The 25,041-nt window shown below is 47.2% G+C and carries 21 protein-coding genes; 11 read left to right on the top strand and 10 right to left on the bottom strand.

The genetic code is table 11. From position 1 onward, the window contains the following. Positions 1-376: 376 nt before the first annotated feature. Positions 377-1,549, bottom strand: a complete 1,173-nt coding sequence (locus tag OP864_RS08345) for a globin domain-containing protein (RefSeq protein WP_270100743.1) — start codon at positions 1,547-1,549, stop codon at positions 377-379. A gap of 85 nt (positions 1,550-1,634) precedes the next feature. Next, positions 1,635-2,072, bottom strand: a complete 438-nt coding sequence (locus OP864_RS08350) for an RrF2 family transcriptional regulator (protein WP_015692463.1) — start codon at positions 2,070-2,072, stop codon at positions 1,635-1,637. A 316-nt stretch (positions 2,073-2,388) separates the two neighbouring features. Between OP864_RS08350 and porX the strand changes: the two genes are divergently transcribed. The 6 genes from porX to OP864_RS08380 all read left to right on the top strand — a co-directional run bounded on the left by porX (position 2,389) and on the right by OP864_RS08380 (position 8,988). Beyond that, the gene (gene porX / locus OP864_RS08355; protein WP_270100744.1) at positions 2,389-3,951 is read left to right on the top strand and encodes a T9SS response regulator signal transducer PorX; all 1,563 of its coding nucleotides are present in this window, start codon (positions 2,389-2,391) and stop codon (positions 3,949-3,951) included. 7 nt (positions 3,952-3,958) lie between these two features. After that, the gene (locus OP864_RS08360) at positions 3,959-4,588 is read left to right on the top strand and encodes a ribonuclease H family protein (RefSeq protein WP_270100745.1); all 630 of its coding nucleotides are present in this window, start codon (positions 3,959-3,961) and stop codon (positions 4,586-4,588) included. A gap of 179 nt (positions 4,589-4,767) precedes the next feature. Then, a complete protein-coding gene (locus OP864_RS08365) occupies positions 4,768-5,712 on the top strand; it encodes a TraB/GumN family protein (RefSeq protein WP_270100746.1) in 945 nt (314 codons plus the stop codon). A 3-nt stretch (positions 5,713-5,715) separates the two neighbouring features. Next, on the top strand, positions 5,716-6,174 hold the full coding sequence (locus tag OP864_RS08370) for a nucleoside 2-deoxyribosyltransferase domain-containing protein (RefSeq protein ID WP_270100747.1): 459 nt from the start codon (positions 5,716-5,718) through the stop codon (positions 6,172-6,174). Between the two features lie 78 nt (positions 6,175-6,252). Continuing rightward, positions 6,253-7,542 carry a hypothetical protein gene (locus tag OP864_RS08375; protein ID WP_015692469.1) on the top strand — a complete coding sequence of 430 codons (1,290 nt, stop codon included), beginning with the start codon at positions 6,253-6,255 and terminating at the stop codon, positions 7,540-7,542. Positions 7,543-7,905: 363 nt separating this feature from the next. Next, on the top strand, positions 7,906-8,988 hold the full coding sequence (locus tag OP864_RS08380; protein ID WP_270100748.1) for a DUF4837 family protein: 1,083 nt from the start codon (positions 7,906-7,908) through the stop codon (positions 8,986-8,988). Positions 8,989-9,260: 272 nt separating this feature from the next. Here the strand turns inward: OP864_RS08380 and mutS are convergent, their stop codons facing one another. The 4 genes from mutS to OP864_RS08400 form a co-directional block, all read right to left on the bottom strand. Next, positions 9,261-11,915, bottom strand: a complete 2,655-nt coding sequence (mutS, locus tag OP864_RS08385; RefSeq protein ID WP_270100749.1) for a DNA mismatch repair protein MutS — start codon at positions 11,913-11,915, stop codon at positions 9,261-9,263. A gap of 161 nt (positions 11,916-12,076) precedes the next feature. Then, on the bottom strand, positions 12,077-13,141 hold the full coding sequence (locus OP864_RS08390; RefSeq protein WP_015692473.1) for a Fic family protein: 1,065 nt from the start codon (positions 13,139-13,141) through the stop codon (positions 12,077-12,079). Between the two features lie 146 nt (positions 13,142-13,287). Further along, complete coding sequence (locus OP864_RS08395) at positions 13,288-13,806, bottom strand: GNAT family N-acetyltransferase (RefSeq protein WP_270100750.1); 519 nt, start codon at positions 13,804-13,806, stop codon at positions 13,288-13,290. Beyond that, positions 13,793-14,791, bottom strand: coding sequence for a glycosyltransferase family 9 protein (locus OP864_RS08400; protein ID WP_270100751.1), 999 nt, complete (start codon positions 14,789-14,791; stop codon positions 13,793-13,795). Before OP864_RS08400 ends, OP864_RS08395 begins: the two co-directional genes overlap by 14 nt. Positions 14,792-15,099: 308 nt before the next feature. On the opposite strand from OP864_RS08400, the gene OP864_RS08405 reads away from it, so the two are divergent. Together OP864_RS08405 and lysA are read left to right on the top strand one after the other, a co-directional pair. Further along, positions 15,100-17,868: a transglycosylase domain-containing protein gene (locus OP864_RS08405; protein ID WP_270100752.1), complete on the top strand. Its 2,769-nt coding sequence runs from the start codon at positions 15,100-15,102 to the stop codon at positions 17,866-17,868. Between the two features lie 94 nt (positions 17,869-17,962). Then, complete coding sequence (gene lysA / locus OP864_RS08410) at positions 17,963-19,204, top strand: diaminopimelate decarboxylase (RefSeq protein WP_349294453.1); 1,242 nt, start codon at positions 17,963-17,965, stop codon at positions 19,202-19,204. Positions 19,205-19,408: 204 nt separating this feature from the next. On the opposite strand, the gene OP864_RS08415 is transcribed toward lysA, so the two are convergent. Genes OP864_RS08415 through OP864_RS08430 form a run of 4 tightly spaced genes read right to left on the bottom strand, consistent with a single transcriptional unit; the run spans position 19,409 to position 21,792 of the window. Beyond that, on the bottom strand, positions 19,409-20,068 hold the full coding sequence (locus tag OP864_RS08415; protein WP_270100754.1) for a CBS domain-containing protein: 660 nt from the start codon (positions 20,066-20,068) through the stop codon (positions 19,409-19,411). A gap of 7 nt (positions 20,069-20,075) precedes the next feature. Continuing rightward, the gene (locus OP864_RS08420) at positions 20,076-20,657 is read right to left on the bottom strand and encodes an anthranilate synthase component II (protein ID WP_270100755.1); all 582 of its coding nucleotides are present in this window, start codon (positions 20,655-20,657) and stop codon (positions 20,076-20,078) included. A 9-nt stretch (positions 20,658-20,666) separates the two neighbouring features. Then, entirely contained in the window at positions 20,667-21,335 is a 669-nt protein-coding gene (locus tag OP864_RS08425; protein ID WP_270100756.1) for a CvpA family protein, read from the bottom strand. A 10-nt stretch (positions 21,336-21,345) separates the two neighbouring features. Further along, entirely contained in the window at positions 21,346-21,792 is a 447-nt protein-coding gene (locus tag OP864_RS08430) for a GatB/YqeY domain-containing protein (protein WP_015692483.1), read from the bottom strand. A 307-nt stretch (positions 21,793-22,099) separates the two neighbouring features. Between OP864_RS08430 and OP864_RS08435 the strand changes: the two genes are divergently transcribed. The 3 genes from OP864_RS08435 to OP864_RS08445 all read left to right on the top strand — a co-directional run bounded on the left by OP864_RS08435 (position 22,100) and on the right by OP864_RS08445 (position 24,923). Beyond that, positions 22,100-23,206, top strand: coding sequence for a thioredoxin family protein (locus tag OP864_RS08435; protein ID WP_270100757.1), 1,107 nt, complete (start codon positions 22,100-22,102; stop codon positions 23,204-23,206). A gap of 107 nt (positions 23,207-23,313) precedes the next feature. Further along, entirely contained in the window at positions 23,314-23,772 is a 459-nt protein-coding gene (locus OP864_RS08440; RefSeq protein ID WP_270100758.1) for a hypothetical protein, read from the top strand. 74 nt (positions 23,773-23,846) lie between these two features. Next, positions 23,847-24,923 (top strand): glycosyltransferase, encoded by a 1,077-nt coding sequence (locus OP864_RS08445; protein WP_270100759.1) that lies wholly within the window; start codon positions 23,847-23,849, stop codon positions 24,921-24,923. Positions 24,924-25,041: the final 118 nt, after the last annotated feature.

A 25,041-nucleotide genomic window follows, 5' to 3' on the forward strand; every position in this document is an offset into this window, starting at 1 on the left:
CTTTTAGAAATACTTGTTGTCTATGGTTAGATAGCTACAAAAAACAAAAGCCCCTTTGAAAGGGGTTGATTTTCATTTTTATAAGCAGAATCTGTCACTTTAAACTAAGACAAAGATACGCAGAGTTCCCTTATTTTGGAAATTCTTAAAGCGCTCAAAATAAAAAAAGGTCCTTGTGGACGAGACAAGGACCTTTAACAATCATAAAACTGACGATATTTTGCTCCTGTTATGAGCGAGAGGAGCATCATTTGGTATAGTAAACGCCCAAAAACAAATTTTGGATGAGTGCTTTGTGCAAATATTTTAAAAAAAAATGGAAAAGCCATTGATTTAACTGACTTTTCCATTTAAACAGAATTATTTTCCGCAATGCTTAGCTAAGCTGCAGTTGAACGGGGTTAAATTCTTCTAAGTGAATTTGTTCTTCGGGGATACCAGCTTGGCGGAGCTGTTTTCTTTGGGCTTCCATAAAGCCTGCTGGGCCACAGAGATAATAATTGGCGGCTGGGCCAAAGGGGGCTTTGAGGGCTTCATCTAGCTGCATTCGGCCATTTTGGTCCTCATAGAAATGCTGTAATTGGAGCTGATTTTCTAGGCTGCGGAGCTCTTCGGCAAAGAGTTGTTCGTCAGCAGATTTATAGGCATCCATCCAAAGAATGGGTTGTTCTGTTTGGCTATCGATCAGGGCCTGTAGCAGTCCCCAAAGGGGGCTGACCCCTACACCGGCGCCTAAAAACACGCTAGGTTTTGGACTTTGTTCTAGGTGGAAATTACCGGCGGGCACCGTCAATTCTACCTCATCTCCAATTTTCATAGCCTGATGCAGGGCGTTGCTCAAACGGCCCATGGGGCAGCCAGGCGCTCCTTTTTGGGCCTTTACCGTAATGCGGTAATAATTATTATTGGGCCGAGAGTTGAGGCTATATTGTCGGGCCTGATAAATGCCCAATTCCTTAAAGAATAGGCGCAAAGAGAGATATTGGCCTGGGCGGTGCAAGGGAATTTCTCCGCCATCTGATGGCGACAAATAAAGATGATAGACATTGGGGGCTAGCTCCTCTTTTTTGATCAGCTTAAACTTGCGCCAATCGCTCCAAGCGGCATCGGGCGCTTCGGCGGCAGCATACATTTTAGCCTCCATCTCAATGAGAATATCGGCCAGCTGCTGATAGGCCCGTCCCCAAGCGCCCAAAATAGGGGCATCATCGGGCAAATTGAGCAATTCTTGTAAAGCGCCCAACAAATACTTGCCCACAATGGGGTATTGCTCGGGGACCACCTGCAAACTGCGGTGTTTCTGCCCAATGAGCTCTAGGGCAGGCAACAAAACCTCCGGATGCTCAATATGCTTGGCATAGGCCAAAACCGATAGGGCCAAGCTTTTTTGCTGCTGCCCCAAAGCCTGATTGGCTAGATTGAAGATGTTTTTGAGTTCTGGATGATTGCTCAGCATGTTTTTATAAAACAAACGCGTAAGGGTTTCAGCATGCTCTTCCAAAATAGGCACAGAGGCTTGTACAAGTCGGATGTCTTCCTGATTCATCATGTCTTTTACTTTTTAAGATAAAAAGATATTTTTCTCTTTTATTTGAACTGGATCAAAAAAAACCGCTAGATAAGGCGGCTAATTTTTAGGTATCCAGAAAATAATCTACTTTTAATAGGTTATCTCGAAAATCGCCAATAGTTTGGCTCTCTAGCATTTTTGTAATTTTGGAGCGAATTAGTCCAAAATCATTGTGTAGGGGACAGGGTTTTTTGGCCGAGCACTTCTTGAGGCCCATCGCACAGCCCTCAAACAAACTGCGGCCGTCTATGGCTTCTACTACCTTGGCCAAACTGAGGTCTAAGGCCGATTTTTCAATGTAAAAACCGCCTCCAGGCCCCTTGCTCGAGGATAAAATGCCTTGTTTGCTTAGGTTTTGTAGGATTTTGGCCAAAAAATGAAGCGGAGAATCTATTTCTTCCGCCACCTCTTTTACCCCAACTTTCCGCCCCTCTGCAGAGGCATCTGCTACATAAACCACAGCCCGTAAACCATACTCACAACTCTTTGAAAAAATCCCCATCTTTAGCGTTTTAACTGCTCAAAGCTAAAACCTTTTTTAATAAAAGACAAATATATCCTTTATTTTTTTCTCATCTTTTCTATCTACTCTTCTAACTTCCTTATCTTAGGGGCCGTTAGGAGAATAATGAGGAGGGGCCTCCGCTGCGGCTTTGCCTTGCGGCGCTACGTTTCGCAGCTCGCTCTTCGCTCGGCCCTTCGGCGCTTTCAGCGCCTCGGTCTGGCCTGACGGCCACTGCTGCACATCGCTAGGCCAATTGCTCCTTTCTTTCCCCATTTTCCTTTATGGAGTTTAACAAAAAAGCTATTTCTAATTTATGAGTACAATAAAAATCCTTTGGGCCGATGATGAGCAGAAACTGCTCAAGCCCCAAATCATGTTTCTAGAGAAAAAAGGCTACGAGGTTGTGCCCGTAACCAACGGACATGATGCCATTGAAGAAGTGTCTGAAAAGATGGGCCATTATGATATCGTCTTTTTAGATGAGAGTATGCCCGGGATTACGGGCCTAGAAACCCTAGACCGCATTAAGGAACTTGCGCCCCATTTGCCCGTGGTCATGATTACCAAAAATGAGGCAGAGGATGTGATGGAGCAAGCCATTGGCTCTAAAATTAGCGACTATCTGCTCAAGCCAGTCAATCCCCTGCAGTTGTTGTCTACTTTGCGCAAATTAGTAGATGGCGACCGCCTGGTCCAGGAAGAAACCCGAATGAAGTACCAGCAGGAGTTTCGCAATATCCTGATGGCGATCAATAATAGTATGGATGCCCACGAATGGGCCGAGGTCTACAAAAAAATTATCTATTGGGAGCTCAAATTAGATGCCTCTAAAACAGCTAGCATGGCCGATATTCTGGCCACCCAAAAAGATTCGGCCAATGCCGAGTTCGCTAAGTTTATTGACCGCAATTATGTAGATTGGCTCAACAATGAGCAAAGCCCCCCCGTGATGTCGCACGATTTGCTCCGCTCTATGGTGTTTCCTGATGTGGACCGCAACCGCCCCACGGTTTTTCTCCTACTCGATAATCTCCGCTTTGACCAATGGAAGATGATTGAGCCCATTATTTCTCGCTATTTTAAGGTAGAGGAGGAAGATTATTTTTATAGCATTTTGCCCACTACCACGCAGTATAGCCGCAATGCTATTTTTAGCGGAATGATGCCCGGCGAAATTGCCAAACGCTATCCTGAGCTTTGGCTCAATGATAATGAGAAGGGCGGCAAAAACTTACATGAAGCCGAACTTTTGGGCCGACAAATTAAGCGGGTGTTCCGCAAGCCAATTCAATATGGCTACTTCAAAGTGACGAATATGGACGGCGGCAAACAGCTGGTGGATAATATCCATAATTATATTCGAAATAATGACCTCTTCTGTATTGTCTATAACTTTATTGATATGCTCTCGCATGCACGGACCGAGATGGACATTCTCAAGGAGTTGGCCGCCGATGAAAAGGCTTATCGCTCGCTTACGGTTTCTTGGTTTGAGCATTCTCCGCTTTGGGAGGCCCTCAAGTCTATTGCCCAGCAAGATGTACAGCTCTTTATTGCTACCGACCACGGAAGTATTCGGGTGCATCAACCCTCTAAGGTAGTGGGCGACCGAGAAACAACCACCAACCTTCGCTATAAGGTGGGCCGCAATCTGCAATATGACCGCAAAGATGTCTTTGATATTCGCCGCCCCGAAGATGGGAAGTTGCCTCGCCCCAATGTGAGCTCTACCTTTATCTTTGCCAAGAATGACCGCTTTTTCCTATATCCCAACAATTATAATCATTATAATAATTACTATAGCAATACCTTTCAGCATGGAGGGATTTCTCTAGAAGAGATCATCTGCCCCATTATCAAGTTGCGCTCAAAATAAAGGAAGCATGGCCAAAAAGAAATATTATGTCGTTTGGGAGGGCCATGAAACGGGAATCTTTACTTCTTGGGCCGATTGCGAGGCCCAAACTAAGGGCTACCCCCAAGCGAAATACAAAAGCTATAAAAGCCTTAGCGAAGCCCAAGAGGCCCTAGCGGGCAATTATTGGGCAGCAGTAAATAGCAGCAAAAAGAAGAGCAGCAGCAAACCTTCTGCCGCTATGGAAAAGGAGGTGGTCTGGCATAGCCTTTCGGTAGATGCCGCCTGTAGTGGCAACCCTGGCGTTATGGAATACCAGGGGGTAGATACCCAAACAGGCCGCCGCATCTTTCATCAGAAGTTTTCTTTGGGGACGAACAACATTGGGGAGTTTTTGGCCCTAGTGCATGGTTTGGCCTATTTGCAGCAGAAAAACTTGCCCAAGCTGCCCATTTATACCGATTCTAGGACAGCCATGAGCTGGCTGAGAAAGCAAAAAGTAAAAACGAATTTGGTCCAAAATGCCCAAACTAAACCGCTTTTTGTCCTTATTCAGCGGGCCGAAAACTGGCTAAAAAACAATAGCTATGAAAATCCCATTTTGAAATGGGATACCGAAAACTGGGGCGAAATCCCCGCTGATTTTGGCCGAAAGTAAAGCGCTTGGTCCAGAAGGGCGCAAAGCGCCCGCCGGCCTAGCGATGTGCAGCAGTGGCCCGAAGGGCCAGACCTAGGCAGCTTTGCTGCCGTAGGGCCGAGCGAATAGCGAGCTGCGAAACGTAGCGCCGACGAGCGAAGCGAGGCGGAGGCCCCAAAAACAACAGAAAAAAAACATTCATGCAAAACAGAACATCATTAGCATGGCTCAGCTGGAGCTTGAGCCTCTTATTTTTATTGTCTACGGCTTGTAAAACAGCCGAAAAGGTACAAATTGACCCTAGTCAGCGCCTAGAAAACTCCTTGCTTTGGGAGATTAAGGGCAAGGGCATCAAAACCTCTTATTTGTTTGGGACTATTCATATGATTGGCGAGAAAGACTATAGCTTTAGTGAAAAAGCCGAGGCTGCACTGGATAAAAGCCAGCGTTTGGTCCTCGAAATCGATATGTCGAATATGATGCAAATGGGTATGCAAATGCTCACCTTAGCGCCCATGCAAGGCGGCAAAAAACTCAAGGACCTATTGCCCGAAAAAGACTATGAGTTGGTGAAAACCTATTTTACCGAAGAGGCCACAAATCCAGAACTCAAGATGATGCCTTTTTCTATGATCGAGAACTGGAAACCCATGTTGCTGCAGTCTTTTTTGTATCAGGATATGATTGAGGGGCAGACCAAAGCCTATGAGGTGGAACTGATGGCCATGGCCAAAAAACGCAATATGAGTTTTGGGGGATTGGAGACGGTAGCCGACCAGATGAATGTCTTTGAGAAGATTCCTTATAAGGACCAAGCTCAGGCGCTGCTAGAAGGCGTAAAAGGCCTAAAAAATGGAGATCAATCGGGCAAAAAAGAGTTTGCCCAATTGGTAGAGCTCTACAAAAAAGCCGATGTTGATGGACTGATTGAAAGCAGCAGCGAACAGATGGAAGATATGGATAATTCGGAAGAAGAGCTTTTGATCAAGCGAAACAATAACTGGATTCCCCTAATTAAGGAGTTTTCTAAGAAAGAGGCCTGTTTTTATGCTGTAGGGGCAGCCCATTTGGGCGGTCCGCATGGCGTAATTCGCCTTTTGCGCAAAGAGGGCTACCAGCTGACGCCTATTGATATTAAAGACTAAGTGATGAGAATTATTAAACCGCCTTTTCCCTACGAAAAAGCCCCAAAGGAAAAGCTGCTCTTTTTGGCTGGGAGCATAGATATGGGCAAGGCTCAAGACTGGCAGTCTTGGGTGGGCTATCAGCTCATAAAAGAAGATTTGTTGATCCTGAACCCCCGCCGAGATGGCTGGGATAGTAGCTGGGAACAAAGCATTGATCATCCTGAGTTTAAGGCACAGGTAGATTGGGAGCTAAAGGGTTTGGAAGAAGCCGATTTTAGGCTGTTTCACTTTGAACCCCAATCTCAATCGCCAATTACCCTCATGGAGTTGGGCTTATTTGGGCCAAAAAAAGGCAGCATTGTGCATTGTCCCAAAGATTTTTGGAGAAAAGGCAATGTAGATGTGGTCTGCCAACGCTATGGGATTCCACAAGCGGATAGTTTAGAGGCCGCCCTAGAACAAATTCGAGCTTGGATGTAGCTCTTAAAGGGAGGTTAAGCCTCCCTTTGGCCTTTTTTTAGCTCGCTAAAAGTTGTATTTTCTAAAAAACAATTGCTTATGCGTACTAGCATTTTTATTCTTTGCTTTTGGCTGACCGCCCTTGGCCTTCGGGCCCAAGGCTATATCCTCCTCCCCATGGATGAGGCCCAAACCAATCACCTGAAAGCCTATGGCATCACCTATAAGGTCCTAGAATTAAAACAGGAGGCCTGGTGGTTGCTCAATTACCGAGGCGGTAGCTTTGCTTTTCCCTACTCCGATGTCTTCAAAAAGGAGTGCATTACCCGAGGCGTCCGCTTTGAGGTTTTGGCCGAGGCCAAGTTCAATAATATCCTCAACCAAATTGCCGACCCCGAGGTCAATATGGAGGCCATGAAGCTAGAGGTCCCACCCAAAATTGCCGTTTATAGCCCTACGGTTAATGCCCGCGGAAAAGAAATTCAACCCTGGGATGATGCCGTGACCCTGGTCCTCACTTATGCCGAAATCCCCTACGATTTGGTCTATGATGATGAGGTCCTCAATATGAAGTTGCCCGAATACGATTGGCTGCATCTTCACCATGAAGATTTTACGGGCCAATACGGAAAGTTTTACGCCAGCTATAATAATCAACAATGGTATAGAGAGTATGTCCGAAATATGGAAAACCTAGCCGAAAAACACGGCTTCAATAAGGTCTCTCAACTCAAATTGGCCGTGGTAAAACGCATCCAGGAGTTTGTGGCTGGCGGCGGCTTTATGTTTGCCATGTGCTCGGCTACCGATACCTACGATATCGCACTAGCCGCCGAGGGGGTCGATATTTGCGACCATATGTATGATGGCGATCCCGCCGATCCGCAGGCCCAAGCTAAACTCGATTTTAGCAAAACTTTTGCCTTCAAGGATTTTCAATTGGTCCGAGATCCCTATAAATACGAGTATTCTACCATCGATGCCTCGCCCATGACGGCCCCCGCCCGCCGTGTGCAAGACAAACAAGATTACTTTAATCTCTTCGAGTTTTCGGCCAAATGGGACCCCGTACCCAGCATGCTCACCCAATGCCATAACCGCACCGTTAGGGGCTTTATGGGCCAAACAACGGCCTTCAGAAAAACTCAGATTAAGTCCAATGTGCTGGTCCTTGGCGAAAATAAAGCCGCCAATGAGGCCCGCTACATCCATGGCACTTTCCAAAAGGGCTTTTTCAGCTTTTATGGGGGCCACGACCCCGAGGATTACCGCCATTTTGTGCACGATCCCGCCACCGACCTCAATCTGCACCCCAACTCAGAAGGCTATCGCCTGATTCTGAATAATGTGCTCTTTCCCGCCGCAAAAAAGAAAAAACGTAAAACTTAATTTAATAAGAATAGTCTGCTTTGCAGGCTATTTTTTTTGGGCCTCCCGCCTTCGGCGGGCGCTACGTTGCGGGGCTCGCAGGTCTGCTCGGCCCTTCGTCAGCTTCGCTGCCTCGGTCTGGCCTTCGGCCACCCCTCCACATCGCTAGGCCGGCTAAAGAAAACAGGCCCCAAGGGCCTGCCAAAAGGGCGCTGCGCGCCCAAGGCGGTCTCCTTTTGGGCCCAGAGCAACGGCCCTTTCTCTATTCCACAACAAAAATTGTCCTCGAATAGCTATCTTTGCCGCAAACCATTCTAAGCCCAACTTGCATCTACTGAGGTAATAGCACTTCATTCTCTGCATTAAAACAGACAGCTTTTAACTATGCGTATATTTTACTTTCTTAGCCTGCTTTCTATCCCGCTTTTCTTTTCAAGCGCTTGTACAGATGCACAACGCGAACGCCTAGAGGTAACCCCTATGGCCTACGGTAGTGTGGACCAAATGCATTTGGTTTGCGATGAATACCTTTGGGATAAGTCGCCTATCGGGGATAGCATCCGCCAATATTTTGAGGCCCTTTATCCTATTACCCCTCAGCCAGAGCCTATTTTGGACCTCCGTCATGTGGAGAGCCGAGAGTTTAATAAGGTGCTCAAAACACATCGCTCTATTGTCATTTTAGCCGACCTTTCTGAGGAGGAGGAGGCCGGAACGGCCTTGGTCCGCAAAGTGCTGGGCCCAAAAAAGGTGAAAAAAGCATTTACCGACCCCAGCTACCGAATTATGGTACAAAAAAATCGCTGGGCCAAGGACCAAACGGTCATTTTTTGGTTCGCTCCCGATCGCCAAAGCTTGTTTGAAACCGTTTGCCGAGATTATCAAAAGGTGATCAATATTCTGCATGAAAAGGATACCGAAAAACTGGTCAAACAGGTCTATTTCTCTGGCCAAACGGAAGAAGTAGAGGCCGATATTCGCCAAGGCTTAAACCTCAGCCTTTCGGTGCCCAAAGGCTATAAAATTGCCCATCAAGATTCGGTGGCCTGCTGGCTGCGCAAAGAAACCAATAAGGTGAGTAGCAATATTTTTATCTATAGCATTGAAAATCCTGGCCCCAATACCCTGAGCCCAGATAGCCTGAAGGCTATCCGTAACCGCCTGACCAAAGACTATTTTTCTAGCTGGCAAGAGGGCTCTTATATGCAAATTGACGATGTGAATTTGCCCACTTATTACGAAAAAATTGATTTTGGAGAAAGAGAGGCCCTGCAAGCAAGGGGCATTTGGTTTATGGCCAATGACTTTATGGGCGGTCCTTTCGTGACTTACCTTATCCCTGATCCCGATAGAAATAGAATCATTTTATTAGATGGCTTTATTCATGCCCCGGGCCAAAAGAAACGGCCCGAAATGCGCAAACTGGATGTGATATTTTCCACCTTTGCGCTAAAGGCTAAAGAGTAAATCTAAAGGCCCCAAAAACCTAAGTTTTTGGGGCCTTTCTGCGTCTAGCAGGCCCGATAGGGCCGCAGGCAATAGCTGGCCTAGCACAAAATTCATAGCAAACCATGGCCAAAGCAGCGCGATTAAATCTGGCTGAGGGATGAGAGCAGGGCCGCCGCAGGCGGCAGACCCAAGGCTTTTGAAGCAAAGCGAAAAAGCCTGCAGGGCCGAGCGAGCAGCGAGCTGCGGACAGCCCGACCCGAGGCCGAAGGCCGAAGGGGCAGCCCCAAAACCTAATGATCTTCCTCGCCTAGCATCTTTTTAATTTCCAGCAGCTTGAGCATAGACTCAATGGGCGTCATGCGGTTAAGGTCTAGGGCCTCCACATAATCCCGCATTTTCTCGAAACGGGGATCGGGAGCGGCATCAAAGATATTGAGCTGCATGGCCTGTACATTTTGGACCGCCTTGAGTTTGTCGCCTAGACTTTCGGCTTTTTCCTCTTGGGCCGAGCGTTGCTCTTCGAGTTGGGCCAAAATTTCGCTGGCGCGCAAAATGAGCTGTGGCGGCATGCCCGCCATTTTGGCCACATGAATTCCAAAGCTGTGCTCGGAGCCGCCTGCCTTGAGCTTGCGCAAAAAGATGACCTTTTTGCCCAGCTCCTTAGTGGCCACATGAAAATTCTTGATGCGGTCAAACTGTTGGGCCAGCTCATTGAGCTCGTGATAGTGGGTGGCAAAAAGCGTTTTGGGCCGAGCTGTGGGGTGGTTATGCAGATATTCGGCAATGGCCCAGGCAATAGAAATGCCGTCATAAGTACTCGTTCCCCGCCCAATTTCATCCAGTAAAATGAGGCTGCGGTTCGAGATATTATTGAGAATGCTGGCCGTTTCGTTCATTTCCACCATAAAAGTGGACTCGCCAGAGGAGATATTATCGGAGGCGCCCACCCGGGTGAAAATGCGGTCAATAAGGCCCAATTTAGCGCTATCGGCAGGGACAAAGGCACCCATTTGGGCCATTAGGGAAATTAGGGCCGTTTGTCGCAAAAGGGCGGATTTACCCGACATATTTGGGCCAGTAATCATCAAAATCTGCTGTCGCTCATTGTCCAAAAAGATATCGTTGGGCACATACAGCTCTCCAGCCTTGAGCTGTTGTTCAATCACGGGATGTCGGCCCGCCTTAATCTCAATGTCGAGCCCCTCATGCATTTGGGGACGGCAATAATTCTGCTCCAGGGCCAAAACATGATAGCTATGCAGGCAGTCGAGTTGGGCCACTAGTTGGGCATTAGTTTGTACGGGGCGGATATAATCATTGAGGAAAAGGACCAGCTCTCCAAAAAGCTTTTGCTCTAAGGCAATGATTTTCTCTTCGGCAGAAAGGATTTTGCCCTCCAATTGTTTCAGCTCCTCACTAATGTAGCGCTCAGAATTGGTCAGGGTTTGTTTGCGCACCCAATGATCGGGAATCAGGTCCTTATCTTTATAGCGATTGGTGACCTCTAGGTAGTAGCCAAAAACATTATTAAAGCCAATTTTGAGCTTATCAATGCCTGTTTCTTTGGCCTCTTTGACTCGGATGCGCTCTAGGTGTTCGCGGCTATTGGCAATCAGGTCGCGCAATTCGTCTAGCTCCTCCGATACCCCAGTTCCAATAAAGCCGCCTTTATCCGTTTTAACGCTGGGCTCTTCCTTTAGCCAATTATCTACTCTTTGGCAGAGTAGGGGACAAAGCTGCATGCGTTCGGCAATAGATTGTAGTTGGGGCTGTTTATCTTGGGCCAAAGCCTCCTTAATTGGGCCAAGGGCCAGAATAGAGCGTTGCAATTGGCGGACCTCTCTGGGGTTGATTTTTCCCAAAGGAATTTTGGCCACCAAGTGCTCTAGATCGCCCAATTGCTGCAATTGATCTGCAATTAGCAAGGCCAAATTGGGTTGGTCAATAAAGGCTTGCACCACCTCATGTCGACTCTCTATAGACGTCAAGTCTTTGCGAGGCATCAGGACCCATTTGCGTAGCAAACGGCTGCCCATAGGCGAAATCGTTTTGTCCATGACATCCAACAAACTCACCCCAGAGCTGTAGGCGCTGCCCACCAACTCTAGGTTGCGAATAGTAAAACTATCCATCCAAACATAGCGGTCGGTAGGAATCCGAGCAATTTGTACAATATGCTTGAGGTTTTTGTTCTCGGTGGTTTGTACATAATGCAGAATTGCTCCTGCGGCAATTTGGGCCATTTCCAATTGCTCAATGCCAAAGCCTTTTAAGGAGCTCACTTCAAACTGTTCCAGCAGTTTTTCGCGGCTATAATCGGGCATAAAGACCCAATCTTCAATACCATAAGTATAATAACGCTCTCCAAAACGCTCCAAAAGTTCTTTCTTCTGATTTTTGGCATAAATGATCTCGGCGGGCTGAAAATTTTGCAGCAATTTATCGATGCTAGCCGTATTGCCTTCAACCACCAAAAACTCGGCGGTAGAAATATCGAGGAGGGCCAAACCGAGCTGATCTTTGCGCCCAATATGCAGGGCGGCCAAAAAGTTGTTGCTCTTATGGTCCAGAATATTGTCATTGGTGGTAATGCCCGGCGTAACCAGCTCAACCACCCCTCTTTTTACAATTTTCTTTTGCTTAGAGGGCTTCTCTAGTTGGTCGCAAACGGCCACCCGATAACCTGCCCGTACCAATTTGGGCAAATAGGTATCTAAAGAATGATGCGGAAAACCCGCCAGCTCAATCTTAGAAGAGCCATTGTTTCGAGCAGTCAGCGTGATGCCCAAGACCTTGGAGGCCAGCACAGCATCACTCCCAAAGGTCTCATAAAAATCGCCTACTCGAAAGAGCAGGACGGCATCGGCATATTTTTGCTTAAAATCATTGTATTGCGCCATTAAAGGCGTCACTTTGGTCTTTTTCTTAGACTTGGCCAATTTCATTCGGCTTTAAGAGGTCATGATAATAAATAGGCCCTTTCAAAAAAGGTCCTTTTTGAAAGGCGGGGAATATTCCTCCGTCAAAAATCGCCCTTTTTGAAGGAAGGGGGCTGTTTCTCCGTCAAAAATCGCCCTTTTTGAAGGAAGGGGGCTGAAAATAAGGTTTAAATCTTAGTGAGTAGGCTAAAAAGTCGGGGGTTAATATAAATATGGCTATTGGCATAGGCTCTTTTTTCAAGGAAGCCTAGTTCAAATAGTTGCTCTAAGTACCTACGAGCAGTAGATTCACTTTTACCAATGGCTAATTGTAAGTGCTCCACCCTAGTATAAACATGCTTAAATAAATGCTCTAATAGATCTTTGCTATATATTCTAGGTAGCCTGGCCTGAATTTGATCTTTATAGTCTTTCATCAGCCTTAATATGGCTTGAATATTTTGAATTGTACTCCTAGCGGTTTGAATCACCCCTTCTAAGATATAAAGCACCCAAGAGGTCCAGTCGCCATGATCCCGAACAGCTTGTATGCGTTCATAGTAGGCCGCTTTTGTGGCAATAATATATTTACTAAGGTAGAGAATAGGGTAATCTAGAAGTTTTTGGGTGCAGAGGTATAAAATGTTAATAATTCGCCCAGTTCTTCCATTGCCATCATAGAAAGGGTGAATACTTTCAAACTGAAAGTGAATCACGGCCATTTTTATTAGGGGGTCTAAATGATCCATTTCGGGCTCATTGATATAAGCCTCTAAGTTAGCCATCAGGTCCTTTATCTCTTTTGCATCTTGAGGGGGCATGTAGATTAAATTGCCGTAAGCATCTCTTAAGCTAGTCCCCGCCTGTGTCCGAAAACCTGCATTATTGGCTTCTAGTTCTTCCTGAATTTGTAGGATATGGCGGTTGAGCAATAAGCCCTGCTCTTGTATTAAAGCAAAACCCGTCTTTAGGGCCGAAGCATAATTTAATACCTCCTTAGTGCTCAAACTAGCTACTTCTTGTGTAGAACGAGCCGAGTAAAGTGCATCATGAGTGGTCACAATATTCTCTACGGCAGAGCTTTCTTTGGCCTCTGTTAAAATCAAGCTATCTACCAAAATGCTAGCATTGGGCAGTGTTCCAGTTACTCCCTTTAGTTCCGCTAACACACGGTTGGCCTCAATGGCTTTTTTCAATAAAGGAATGGTCTCTAGCTCTTCTCTAGGAGGTAATTTTAATACTTGATAGCTCATCTCTTGCTCTTTTTTTGATTTTTTTGGGGCCTCCTGCCTGCGGCAGGCGCTACGTTCCGCAGCTCGCTATTCGCTCGGCCCTTCGCCGCTTTCAGCGGCTCGGTCTGGCCCTGCGGGCCACTGCTGCACATCGCTAGGCCAGCCAGCTAGAACTGTTTACGGTACCAAAAGCTATCTTTAGCTATGGGCGAGGCGCCCAATATTCTAAACTGATGCTGGGCCAATAAGCGTTTAGAGCCTTCATTTTCTCTATGGGTATGGGCATGAACATAGCGCAATTGGAGCTCATTTTTGGCATAGTTCAGGACCAGTTCAATGGCCATTTTCATGAGGCCGCGGCGTTGCATATTGGGGTGGATCTCATAGCCAATTTCTGCTTCTTTGCGGTCCTCAGAAAAATTAAAGAGGCAAATAGAGCCAATCATTCTGGGGTGGCCAGGCAAAGAAATGGCCCAACTGATGCCTTCTCCGCTATCAATTTGTTCTTGCAGCATCTCGATATGAGCAAGGCTCTCGGCCTCTGTTTGATGCAAGGGGCGGTCAATGTAGCGCATTTGCTCGGCATCTGACCTGAGGCTAAAGAGTGCTCGGGCATCTTCTTCCTCCATATAACGCAAAAGTAGTTTGTCGTTTTGGAGCATTGGGAAGGGCTTAAAATAACTCATGGGCTAGCTGTTTTAGTGGAGCCAATAGGGGCATTACTGCAATTTGGCCACAGTTGAAATGGGCTTTGGGGCAGGCAGTGTAGCCATGCGAGCCGCAGGGCCAGCAGGCCGGGGCCGGTTGTTGATGAATAATAAATTGCGTTTTAGACAAGGGGCCAAAGCCATAGGTAGGCGAGGTAGAGCAAAAAACGGCCGCTACAGGCGCATCTATGGCCGAGCAAATATGCAAGGGCGCCGAATCTAAGACATAATTGAGTATTGCGCCTTTCATAAGGGCCACATCTTGCAAAAAACTATGTTGCCCAGCCAAATTGTACAAATTGGGGCGGTTGGCCAATTGGACCAATGCCTGCGCATGTTCGCGGTCGGCTGGGCCACCCAAAACATATACATAGAGCGATTTGGGCAATTGCTGAAGTAGTTCGGCCCAAACGGCCAAAGGTAGGCGCTTGGTTTCCCACAAAGAGGCGGGCGAAATCGTAATATAAGGCTTTTGGCCATAATTCTCTGCTACAAAATCCCAATCTTCTGCAGAGGGGTAGAGCTTGGGCATGGCGGCTTCTTTATCGGTAAAAGCAGCAATTAGACGATGGTTTCTATAAACCTCTTGTTCGGCCCAAATATGCTCTTCGGCTTGGCTAAAGGCCCAAGAAAAAGGATTTTTCTTAAAGCCCACTACTTTTTTCCCTTTAGAGAGGCTGGCCAAGAGGCCGGCGGTAAAATGTCGGTGGCAATTGACCACCAAATCGTAGTTTTGGGGCCGAATATGAGCCAAAAGTTGCCGAATAGAGCGCCATTTATTGCTGCGGTCTAGCTCTAGCAATTGATGAATATGCGGATGCCCTTTGAGGATGCGGCCTTGGCCCTTGCGGATCAAGAGATCAATTTGGGCAGAAGGGTAATAGGTCCTGAGCTTTTCGATCAGGGCAGTGGCCAGAATAAGATCGCCTAAAAAGGCGGGTTGAATAATGAGTATTTTGTCCATAATCGTATTGTGGTCCAGCAAGGCGCGCAGCGCCTTAATTTGACGACCGAAGGGAGGCAAATGGCCTAGCGATGTGCAAGGGTGGCCCTTGGGCCAGACCGAGTTTTTGAGCGTAGCGAAAAAACGAAGGGCCGAGCGAATAGCGAGCCCTGGAACGTAGCGCCCGCCGCAGGCGGGAGGCCCCAAAATAACAGCACAAAGTTAGCAAACTGTAGGGAGAAGAAAAGGAGTTTGGCTCGGATTTAAAAATTGGCCAAAAAAGGCGATATTTGCCCCAAAGCATTTTCCCCCAATAAATTGGACCCATTATGTCATCAGAAAATAAACCGACAGCGGCCGTTCCCGAACTGAGCTATCGTCAGCAACATAAAAAGAGCTTCAAGCGCATTTTGCGTTGGATTTGGGGCATCTTTATTTTGGGCTTTGTCTCTGTCTTTAGTCTTTTTGCCTATCTCTCTACTCAGCTGCCCTCTTTTGACCAGCTGGAGAATCCGCAGTTGCGTTTGGCCTCTGAGGTCTATAGTAGCGATGGAGAGCTTTTGGGTAAATATTATATTGAAAACCGGACCTTAGTTACTTATGATAGCATTGCCCCAGCGGTGGTCAATGCTTTGGTGTCTACTGAGGATGCTCGTTTTTATAGCCATTCGGGTATTGACCCGGAGGCTCTAGCGCGGGTGTTGGTGAAAACCATTGTTTTCCAGCAGCGGAATGCGGGAGGGGGAAGTACCATCTCGCAGCAGTTGGCCAAATTGCTAGTGGGTCGGCCCGATACTCGAGGCATGGGGTCGGTAGAGCGGCTTTGGACCATTTTGCAGGTGAAGCTCAAAGAGTGGTTGACGGCGGTAAAATTGGAGCGTTCTTATACCAAAAAAGAGATTATTACGAACTATCTCAATGAGTTTGACTTCTTGTATAATGCCCATGGTATTCGCTCGGCAGCCGAAACATACTTTCGGAAAAAGCCCAGTGAACTGACTGTGCCAGAGGCGGCTATGTTGGTTCGGATGTTAAAAAACCCCGCCCTGTTCAATTATCGCCGAGATATGAAAAAGGCCTTGAAAGGCCGAGAGGTGGTATTGAAAAATATGCAAATGGCGGGGCATATTACAGAAGCTGACTATCATAAATATCGCAAAGAAAAAATCAATAAGGGCAGCTTTCAGGTCTTGAACCACAACGAAGGGCAGGCCACATATTTCCGCGAATATTTGCGGGAGTACGTCAAGGAGGTCTTGAGTCGGCCTGAAAACCTCAAGCCCAATGGCGAGGCCTATGATGTCTATCGAGATGGCCTAAAAATTTATACCACCATTGATTCTAGAGCCCAGCGCAATGCGGAGCAGGCCGTTTGGGACCACCTCAGTGAGCATCAGGAAAAGTTATTTAAGCATTGGAAGGATTGGAACATGATTGATCCGCCTATTGGCTATAGCAAATATAACCCCTGGACCTACAAAACGCATAAAAACACAGAGGCAGAAATCCAACTGCGTTTGCGGGCCTTAGATCGTTTGATTTGGAACTCTGAGCGCTATCAGGCGGTCCGTGAAGACTACCTCAAAACAGCCGCAAAATATGAACTGCGAGATATTGATATTTCTCGCTTGCAAACCCTAGAACGGGCCAATAAAAAACGCAGCAAAAAAGAGCAGGCCGAGGCCGTTCTTGCTGGCTGGGAAAAAGATGGCTATGCCACGAAAAAGCAGGTCGAGCTCTATCGAGATTTGCTCAAATCGGGCAAATGGGAAACCATTAAAGGCGAGTATCAGGAGCTGCTCAAGTATATGCAGACGCCTGTAGAGATGCGCATTTTTGCCTATCAGAAAAATGGAGAACATTGGGGCCCTGGGACCAAAGATACCCTGATGAGCCCACTGGATTCTATTCGCTATCACCGGATGTTCTTGCAAACGGGCTCGGTGTCTATAGAGCCGCAAACGGGACATGTAAAAGCTTGGGTGGGCGGTATTGACCACCATTATTTCAAGCTCGATCACGTTAGTATGGGCGGCTTGTATGTGCACCCGAACAAACAACGTCCTGGACAAACTTATACCAAAGCTGGTCGTCAGGTGGGCTCTAGTATGAAGCCCTTCCTCTATGCGCTCAATATTGACTTGAGAGGCTACTCGCCTTGCTATGAGGTGGAAGATGTGAAAATTACGATTGAAAAAGGCTATGGCGATTTTGGCCTAATTAAGAACTGGACCCCAAAAAATGCCAATGGCAAATATAGCGGGCAACGCCTTACCCTAACGCAGGCCCTCCGCCAATCGCTCAACTCTGTTTCTGCTCAACTGATGAAAGATTTGGGCAGCACCGAGCGCTTTAGATCCTTTTTGCATGAGGCCGGAATTGATACCGCCAAGGTGCCCGCTTCTCCCACAATTTGTTTGGGAACGCCAGACCTTACGCCCCTAGAAATGGCCGCAGCTTATTGCATCTTTGCCAATAAAGGGATTTATAACGAACCCGTTTTTGTAGAGCGAATTGAGGACCGACATGGCAACCTCATCTATAATTCAGCCGATCAAATTACGCAGCAAGTATTATCTGAAAGTAGCGCCTATGTGATGAGCCAAATGCTCAAAAGTGTGCAAGCTGGCGCTCCTGGCTTCCAAGGGATTAAAAGTACTTATGGCGGAAAAACGGGAACCACCAACTTCCAAGCCGATGGCTGGTTTATGGGCATTACGCCCAATCTAGTGGTAGGAACCTGGGTGGGTTGCGACGACCGCTTTATCCGCTTCCGTAGCCTGCGCTATGGCCAAGGGGGGAGCATGGCCCGCCCCATTTTCCAAAATGTGCTCCGCTACCTAGAGGCCGATGAAGCCTTTGGACTAGATACCGAGGCCAAATTCCCCGAACCCGAAAGAATTGACCGTGAAATGAACTGCCTCAAATATGCACAGTTTGGCCGTGGCGATACCTTTGATGAAGAAGGAGAGGATATGACCAATCAAGATGAAATTTATAATCAAGATTATGATGACTTAGAGGCCGCAGCAGCCCCTAAGAAACAGCCCAAGAAGAAACCACAGCAGCCGCCTAGCAATGAGGAAGGCAGCCGGTAGACTATTGGCTGTAGACAAGCTTCCAAAACGGGCGGTTTCCATGAGTATGGAGATCGCCCGTTTTATTTTTTATTCACTTTTTATGTCTAACCCTATGCAATGGAATGATGCGCAAGAGCGCTATGAATTGGGCCAACTTGGCCTAGAAGAACTGGTCCAAGAGTTTGGCAGCCCACTATTTGTTTATGATAGCGCCAAAATCAAATCGCAGTACCTCAAAATGGAGCAGGCCTTATCGGCCTGCCCTTCGGTCAAAATTAACTATGCCTGCAAGGCCCTAAGCAACCTGACGATCCTTAAACTATTGCGCAGCCTTGGCGCTGGCTTAGATGCCGTTTCTTATCAAGAAATTAAGCTGGGTTTAGCAGCTGGTTTTGCCCCTGAAGATATTATTTATACCCCCAATTCGGTAGGGGCCGAGGAGCTAGAAGCGGCTCTTGCCCTAGGCGTCAAACTGAATATCGATAATATTGAAATGCTAGAGTATTTGGGCCATAAATACCCCGGCCAAGGCTTTTGTATCCGCATCAATCCGCATATTATGGCGGGCGGAAATGCAAAGATTTCGGTGGGCCATATCGACTCTAAGTTTGGTATTTCTATCCACCAAATGCCCCTGGTCGAACGAATTGTAAGCAGCCTCAAACTCAATATTGAAGGGGTGCATATGCATACCGGCTCCGACATTCTCAATGTGGAGGTCTTTTCTATGGCGGCCGATATTCTCTTCAATATTGCCCGCAAATTCGATACGGTTCGCTATGTCGATTTGGGCAGTGGTTTTAAGGTGAAATACAAGGAGAGCGATATCGAAACTGATATGCAGGAGTTTGGCCAAGAGATTTCTCAACGCTTTAATGCGCTTTGCGAGGAGCTGGGCCGAGAACTGACATTGATGTTTGAACCCGGCAAATATTTGGTCAGCGAAGCGGGCTGCTTTTTGGCCCAAGCCAATGTGATCAAACAAACCATTTCGACCATTTTTGTTGGCATCGATAGCGGTTTTAACCACCTCATCCGCCCCATGTTTTACGATGCTCATCACGAGATCGTCAATATCTCAAATCCTGTGGGCAAACCCAAGATTTATACGGTGGTGGGCTACATTTGCGAGACCGATACTTTTGGCTATAACCGCAAACTGGCGGAGGTCCGAGAAGGCGATATCTTGGCCTTCAAAAATGCGGGGGCCTACTGCTTTTCGATGGCGTCCAACTACAATTCTCGCTACCGCCCCGCCGAGGTTCTTTTGCATGAGGGCCAGGCCTATCTCATCCGAGAGCGAGAAACGTTTGAGGATCTGATTCGCCTGCAAGCTGATCTAGCTATTTTTTAGGGGCCCGCGGCCAGCAAGCTGGCCGCCGCTATGCTGCGCCGCTCGCAGGTCTGCTCGGCCCTGCGTCGCCTGCGGCTCCTGGGTCTGGCCCTGCGGGCCACGGCTGCGCAGCGCTGGGCCTTTTGGACCATCTTCGCCCAGTTTGTAGGGCCCTGCCACTGGGCCCAAAAAAAGGGGAGTCGCTTAAGCGACTCCCCTTTCCTATTACATATTGAGGTAGCGCATTAGCCCCTCATAACGATCTCGAAGATCATCCAAATATTCTGATTCATAAAAAGACTCTACTTCATAACCAAAACGCTCTAAGGTGGCCACCACATGCTTAAGGTCTTGGCGGCTTAGCTTGAGCGTGAGCTCTAAATGAGCATCCGTTGGGGCCGAAGAGATAAAGCAACTCAAGACCTTACAGTTTTCGCCTTCAATCAAACGGGCAATTTCGGCCAAAGAATAATCGCGGGCGGGCATCCGAATGAGGAGCATGCCTCCAGGATGCGAAATGGCCCCCGTTTCGGCAAAATGCCGCAGCAAATTTTCTAGGGTGATGAGCCCCAAATAATTTTGTTCTTGGTCCAAAACAGGCACTACCGTAAGATTGGTATCTACAATCAGTTTCATGACCTCAAAAAGGTGTTGGCCAGGCTCTACACTCTTATGCAGCAAAATGGGCTCATTTTCCAAAATGCTTTCTTCTGGCGCATTAAAGTTGAGCAACTCATCTTCGGAGAGAATGCCCAAAAGCTGTCGGTCCTCTACAATAGGGAGGTGGCGAACATGGAAGTCGCTCATCCAATTGAGGGCCTTTTCACCGCTATCGCTAGCCCTTAGGGGCGGAACGGCATAAGAAATCAAATTGGCTGCAAGCATAAGCATATTATTTTAAGAGGGCCAAACTGTGGAGCCAGTTGGCCAAAAGTGAGAGCCCTTCAGGGCTCAGAATGGATTCGGGGTGAAATTGTACTCCCCAAACTGGGGCCAATTTATCCCTAAGGGCCATAATTTCGCCTTGGGGACCAAAGGCCGTCGCTTCTAGGCGGCTGGGCAAATCGTCTAAAATGAGCGAATGGTAGCGCATGACTTGCATGGGCTGCGCCAAGCCCTCAAAGAGGTCCTTGGCCTGATGTTGAATCAGAGAGGTTTTGCCATGCATGGGCTGCGTTGCCCGATGAAGAACAGCTCCCCATTTTAGGCCAATGGCCTGATGGCCCAAACAGATGCCTAGGGTAGGCAGGTCCAACTCATAGGCAAGATCTAGGGCGGCCATGAGCTGCCCCGCCTTTTCGGGCCGTTCTGGACCAGGAGAGAGCAAAAGCCCGTCCCAGCCTCCTTGGGCCAATTGCGAGAGCAAATCTGCCGCATCATTTCGAATGACGACTACCTTACAATCTAAACGTAAAAAATAATCATAAAGATTAAAGGTAAAGGAATCATAATTATCTATTAGCAATAAACGCATAGCCGTTGTCTAGTCTTCTTCTGTACTTAAGTCTGTACTATCTGCTGTTGGGGGAGGAGGGGGCGGCGCCTTTTTAAGGCTGTCCAAACTATAATCTTCCTCCATAAATAAATCATCTAGCCGAGGGCCTTCTTCTTTGTAGGCTCCTCCTTCCCGCAGTTGGTCCAATGACTTTTTCATGTATTTGGTAAAGCTGCCCACATAGGGCGCAATTCGTTCTAGAACGGCGGTGCCCACATTGGGTATTTTTTGTACATAGGGATAGAAAAAAGAACTATGTTCTAGTTTTTCGGGAGTTAGTACATGGGCTTGGCTAAAAAAGGTGACCAAAACCGAAAACAAAAAGCTAAACATGCCCGACATCATAAATCCGCCAATAGCGCGGGTAAACTGATTGACCCTTTTGCTGGTTACGTTTTTATCAAAGAGCAAGAAAATAATTCGAGCAATGGCCATAATGCCAAAAACAGAGACCAAAAAGGCCACAAAGGGCAAAAAGGCGGAGTCGATCTCGATGGTCAGGCTAATCAAGTCGCTTAAGGCGGGGGTAATATACATAGATACGCCTAGGGCTAAAATTAAGGAGATGATAAAAACCACCACTTTAATTAGGCCATAGACGTAGCCAAAGTAAAAGCCATAGGCTACCATGATAATAAAAACGATATCAACGCCCATGCTTTTTTATTTATCCGAGTAGTTGCTTAACGGTGGCCGAAATGCTTTTGCCATCGGCTTTGCCCAACAATTTTTTGCTGGCCATACCCATTACGCGGCCCATATCTTTCATGCTGCTTGCGCCAGCTTCTTCAATGATGGCCTTAATTTCAGCCACCAAAGCTTCGCCTTCTAGTTGAGCGGGCAAAAACTCTTTGATGATGGCGATTTCCTCTGCCTCTACTTGGGCCAATTCTTCGCGGCCTTGTTCTTGATAAGTAGTGAGCGAGTCTTCTCTTTGCTTTACCATGGTTTGTAGCATCTTGAGCTCGCGCTCTTCGGTAATTTCGGCACCTGTGCCGTCAGTTTGCATCAGGAGAAGTTGGGCCTTAATGGCGCGGATGGTCCGTTTGCGGGCCTCATCTTTGTTCTTCATGGCCGTTTTTAGGCCTTCTTTGATGCGTTCACTCAGTGACATAAATTTATTTTTTGCAGATTAAAAATTACTTGGGCTAACTAGCTAAAGCGCTGAATAGTTCAAGCCTTCAGCAAAGTTCGGCTAAACTAGCCCAACAAACTAATAGATTTCTGCTTAAATTTGTAATAGTTCTTCTATGGATTTTGGGGAAGTAGACGCTCGGTCCGAATGGCCTAGCGATGTGCAGCAGTGGCCCGCAGGGCCAGACCGAGGCCGAAGGCCGAAGGGCCGAGCAGACCTGCGAGCTGCGAAACGTAGCGCCTGCCGTAGGCAGGAGGCCCCAAAAAATAAAAAATAATCAAATCGTATGTACAGACTAGTTTCCACCTTTGTTTGTTTGGCTGTTTTGTTTTTGCAGCAATCGGCTTTTGGGCAAATTGAGTTTTTTCATGGCAGCTTTGCCGAGGCCCGAGAGTTGGCCAAAAAAGAGCATAAAATCATTTTTTTGGATGCCTATGCCAGCTGGTGCGGCCCTTGTAAGCGCATGGCCAAAACGGTTTTTTCGCAGGCAGAAGCGGGTGATTTTTACAATAAGCATTTTGTCAATTTGAAGATTGACATGGAGAAAGGGGAGGGGCCCGCTTTGGCCAGAAAGTACCAGGTTTCGGCTTATCCGACCTTGCTTTTTATTGATGCAGAAGGGGAGTTGGTGCATTATCAAAGGGGTGGTTTGCCGATTGATCGTTTTTTGCAGTTGGGCCAAACGGCCTTATCAAAAATTGACCATAGTGGGGAGTTTGCAGCGCGTTATGAGGAGGGCGATCGGAGTCCAGAACTGCTGCGGGCCTATGCTTATGCCCTTTTGATGGGGGGCAAGCCGAGCCTTAAAATTGCCAATGAATATATTCGGACGCAGGAGGATTGGAGGACTAAAGAGAACCTAGATTTCCTCTTTGATTTTGCCTTAGAAGCGGATTGTACGGCCTTTGAGCTCTTGTTGGAGCAGCAGCAAAAGGCCAGGGCAGAAAAAGGGGAGCAGGTCTTTTTAGATCAGTTGTTAGTGGCTGCTCGGGCAACGGCCAAAAAGGCCCAAGAATTTCAGGCTCCGGCCCTAATTAAGGAGGCCAGCAAAAAGCTAAAAAAGGCCGATGCCAAGCTGGCTAAATCCTTTGAGGCCCAGGCTTGGGTAGATTATTATATAGCCCTAAAAGATTGGCCCAAGGCGCTAAAGTATAGCAAAAAACAGCTCAAAAAATATGGCGATGCTCAAATGCAGCATAAGTATGCCCGCATTTTTGGAGAGGCGCAACTGCAAGAAAAATACTATAAGGAGGCTTTAAAATGGGCCAAATCGGCCTTTGAGGCTAAGCCTTCTCAGGAGTATGGCCAAACCTATTTGTATTTGCTACGCAAACTAAAGCAGGAAGAAGCGGCCAAAAAATTGGTTAAAGAGCTGCATGAAATTGGGCATTAAGGGGCTGGGAAATTGTTAAAACCCCCCCTTTTGGGGGATAGGGGTTGAATTGGAACAATAGTTGGCTTATGTTCGCTGTTCTGAAGCAAGAACATAAAAAAAGAATAATGAAACAATTCCTCCCCCTCAGTTTGCTCCTGAGCCTAGTTTTTCTGGGCCAACAGCTATTTGCCCAAGATGTTAGCGGCATGCATTTTCAGTCTTTTCGTCCTTCTATGGCCTGCGAAATTCTCAATTTGGAGCTGCCAGCAGGAGCCAAGATCTCGGTAAAATATGCCCAAGGCACTCGTTTGCGTGTTGATCAAGTGATTACTTTAGGCGATGGCGGCAGCCTTCGTGTGCTAGAGTTCTTGATCAAAAAAGGGCGCTATGAGCTTGTTGGAGAAGAGCAGACGCAAGAGCAGGTTTTTCTGGTCAAAATGGCTAAAGAACCCAGCGATTTGGTGCTGGCCAAAAAGAGCTGTAGCGAAGAATATAGCTATCAAATAACCCTTCCCCCGCACATCAAGTATGTGCAATATAACGGAGCGCAGCTAGACCTAGAGCTTTCGGCTGCTAAGCAGTAGCGCCTCCAAACTTTCCTAACTTTGCTAACGGCTGTTTCTCTTTTTTAGAGAGGCAGCTTTTTTTATTTTTGGGGATGAAGAACAGAATACCTAGAAAACATGTCTATTGTTTTTTGCCCTACAACCTTTCTTGCCCTAGCGCTCGCTATCGGGCCTACTTTCCTTTGCGCAATTTGGCCAAATCGGGCCAGATTACGGTAGACTTTATACAGCCCTCTGCTCATTGGCAAAAGCGCTTTAGATTTCTGTGGATTTACAGCCAATTGTTATTTTGGCCCAAGAAAAATAGTCGGATTTTCATTCAGAAGGTCTGCTCTACCCGTTACTATGGCTACCTGCTTCGCTTTTTGGTTTTTTGTCGTCCCAATATTAGTTTTTTTGATTTGGACGATGCCGAGAACTACCGACAGCCTAGTCAAAATATGCACTTTTTTTTGGGTAAGGCCAAAGCCTGTAGCCTAGGGAGCCAAGCCCTCAAAGAGTATGCGCAAGCCTTTAATTCCAATTGCCGCATTCATACTTCTGCGGTGCCTCGGCAGCAAGAACAAACTGGGCCAAAACATCAGCCTTTGCGTTTGATTTGGTTGGGTGATTTTGGCGATGGACGCAAAAAGTCAAAGCTGTTTTCGCATAAAACAAATGTTTATAGCTTGCTTTTTCCAGCCCTCAAAAAACTCCAGTTTCCAGTAGAGTTACATCTTTTGGGCATAAAGAAAAAGAGCGACATTCCCGAAATTCAAGCGTATTTTGCCCTATCTCCTCATATTCAATTAGTGATTCCTCAACATTTAAATTGGGTAGAAGATGACTGGGTTTATCCCTATTTAGCCAAGATGGATCTGGGCCTGGCTCCTCTAGTTGATCATCCTTTCAATCAGGCCAAATCTGCCTTTAAAGCAAAGCAATACCTTTCGGTGGGTTTGCCCGTTTTAGCTAGCGATATTGGCGAAAATAGCCGCTTTGTTCAGCATGGACGAAATGGCTTTCTTTTTCGGACGGAGGCCGACTTACTCCAACAATTGAATTTTTTTCAAGCCATAGACACTCAGCAAATCAAGGGCTTTCAATTGGCCGCCAAAGCAACTGCTGAGCAGTTTAGTATGACCAATTATGAGCAGCAGCTGCTACAACTGTTGTTTGAGGAGGATTAGGGGCTGCCCCTTCGGCCCTCTGGGCCTGCGGGTCGGGCTGTGCCGCAGCTCGCAGGTCTGCTCGGCCCTGCAGCGCTAAAGCGCTTTGGTCTGGCCCTGCGGGCCACTGCTATCCATC

The organism is Saprospira grandis, assembly GCF_027594745.1.
GTDB classification, from domain to species: domain Bacteria; phylum Bacteroidota; class Bacteroidia; order Chitinophagales; family Saprospiraceae; genus Saprospira; species Saprospira grandis.

Bases quoted from the DNA above. Each gene is read 5' to 3' on its own strand.
- OP864_RS08350 (WP_015692463.1), bottom strand. From the start codon at position 2,072: ATGGGGATTTTTTCAAAGAGTTGTGAGTATGGTTTACGGGCTGTGGTT.
- OP864_RS08435 (WP_270100757.1), top strand. From the start codon at position 22,100: ATGTACAGACTAGTTTCCACCTTTGTTTGTTTGGCTGTTTTGTTTTTG.
- porX (WP_270100744.1), top strand. From the start codon at position 2,389: ATGAGTACAATAAAAATCCTTTGGGCCGATGATGAGCAGAAACTGCTC.
- OP864_RS08430 (WP_015692483.1), bottom strand. From the start codon at position 21,792: ATGTCACTGAGTGAACGCATCAAAGAAGGCCTAAAAACGGCCATGAAG.
- OP864_RS08365 (WP_270100746.1), top strand. From the start codon at position 4,768: ATGCAAAACAGAACATCATTAGCATGGCTCAGCTGGAGCTTGAGCCTC.
- OP864_RS08345 (WP_270100743.1), bottom strand. From the start codon at position 1,549: ATGATGAATCAGGAAGACATCCGACTTGTACAAGCCTCTGTGCCTATT.
- mutS (WP_270100749.1), bottom strand. From the start codon at position 11,915: ATGAAATTGGCCAAGTCTAAGAAAAAGACCAAAGTGACGCCTTTAATG.
- OP864_RS08415 (WP_270100754.1), bottom strand. From the start codon at position 20,068: ATGCTTGCAGCCAATTTGATTTCTTATGCCGTTCCGCCCCTAAGGGCT.
- OP864_RS08360 (WP_270100745.1), top strand. From the start codon at position 3,959: ATGGCCAAAAAGAAATATTATGTCGTTTGGGAGGGCCATGAAACGGGA.
- OP864_RS08420 (WP_270100755.1), bottom strand. From the start codon at position 20,657: ATGCGTTTATTGCTAATAGATAATTATGATTCCTTTACCTTTAATCTT.
- OP864_RS08445 (WP_270100759.1), top strand. From the start codon at position 23,847: ATGAAGAACAGAATACCTAGAAAACATGTCTATTGTTTTTTGCCCTAC.
- OP864_RS08375 (WP_015692469.1), top strand. From the start codon at position 6,253: ATGCGTACTAGCATTTTTATTCTTTGCTTTTGGCTGACCGCCCTTGGC.
- OP864_RS08395 (WP_270100750.1), bottom strand. From the start codon at position 13,806: ATGAGTTATTTTAAGCCCTTCCCAATGCTCCAAAACGACAAACTACTT.
- OP864_RS08405 (WP_270100752.1), top strand. From the start codon at position 15,100: ATGTCATCAGAAAATAAACCGACAGCGGCCGTTCCCGAACTGAGCTAT.
- OP864_RS08425 (WP_270100756.1), bottom strand. From the start codon at position 21,335: ATGGGCGTTGATATCGTTTTTATTATCATGGTAGCCTATGGCTTTTAC.
- OP864_RS08380 (WP_270100748.1), top strand. From the start codon at position 7,906: ATGCGTATATTTTACTTTCTTAGCCTGCTTTCTATCCCGCTTTTCTTT.
- OP864_RS08390 (WP_015692473.1), bottom strand. From the start codon at position 13,141: ATGAGCTATCAAGTATTAAAATTACCTCCTAGAGAAGAGCTAGAGACC.
- OP864_RS08440 (WP_270100758.1), top strand. From the start codon at position 23,314: ATGAAACAATTCCTCCCCCTCAGTTTGCTCCTGAGCCTAGTTTTTCTG.
- lysA (WP_349294453.1), top strand. From the start codon at position 17,963: ATGCAATGGAATGATGCGCAAGAGCGCTATGAATTGGGCCAACTTGGC.
- OP864_RS08370 (WP_270100747.1), top strand. From the start codon at position 5,716: ATGAGAATTATTAAACCGCCTTTTCCCTACGAAAAAGCCCCAAAGGAA.
- OP864_RS08400 (WP_270100751.1), bottom strand. From the start codon at position 14,791: ATGGACAAAATACTCATTATTCAACCCGCCTTTTTAGGCGATCTTATT.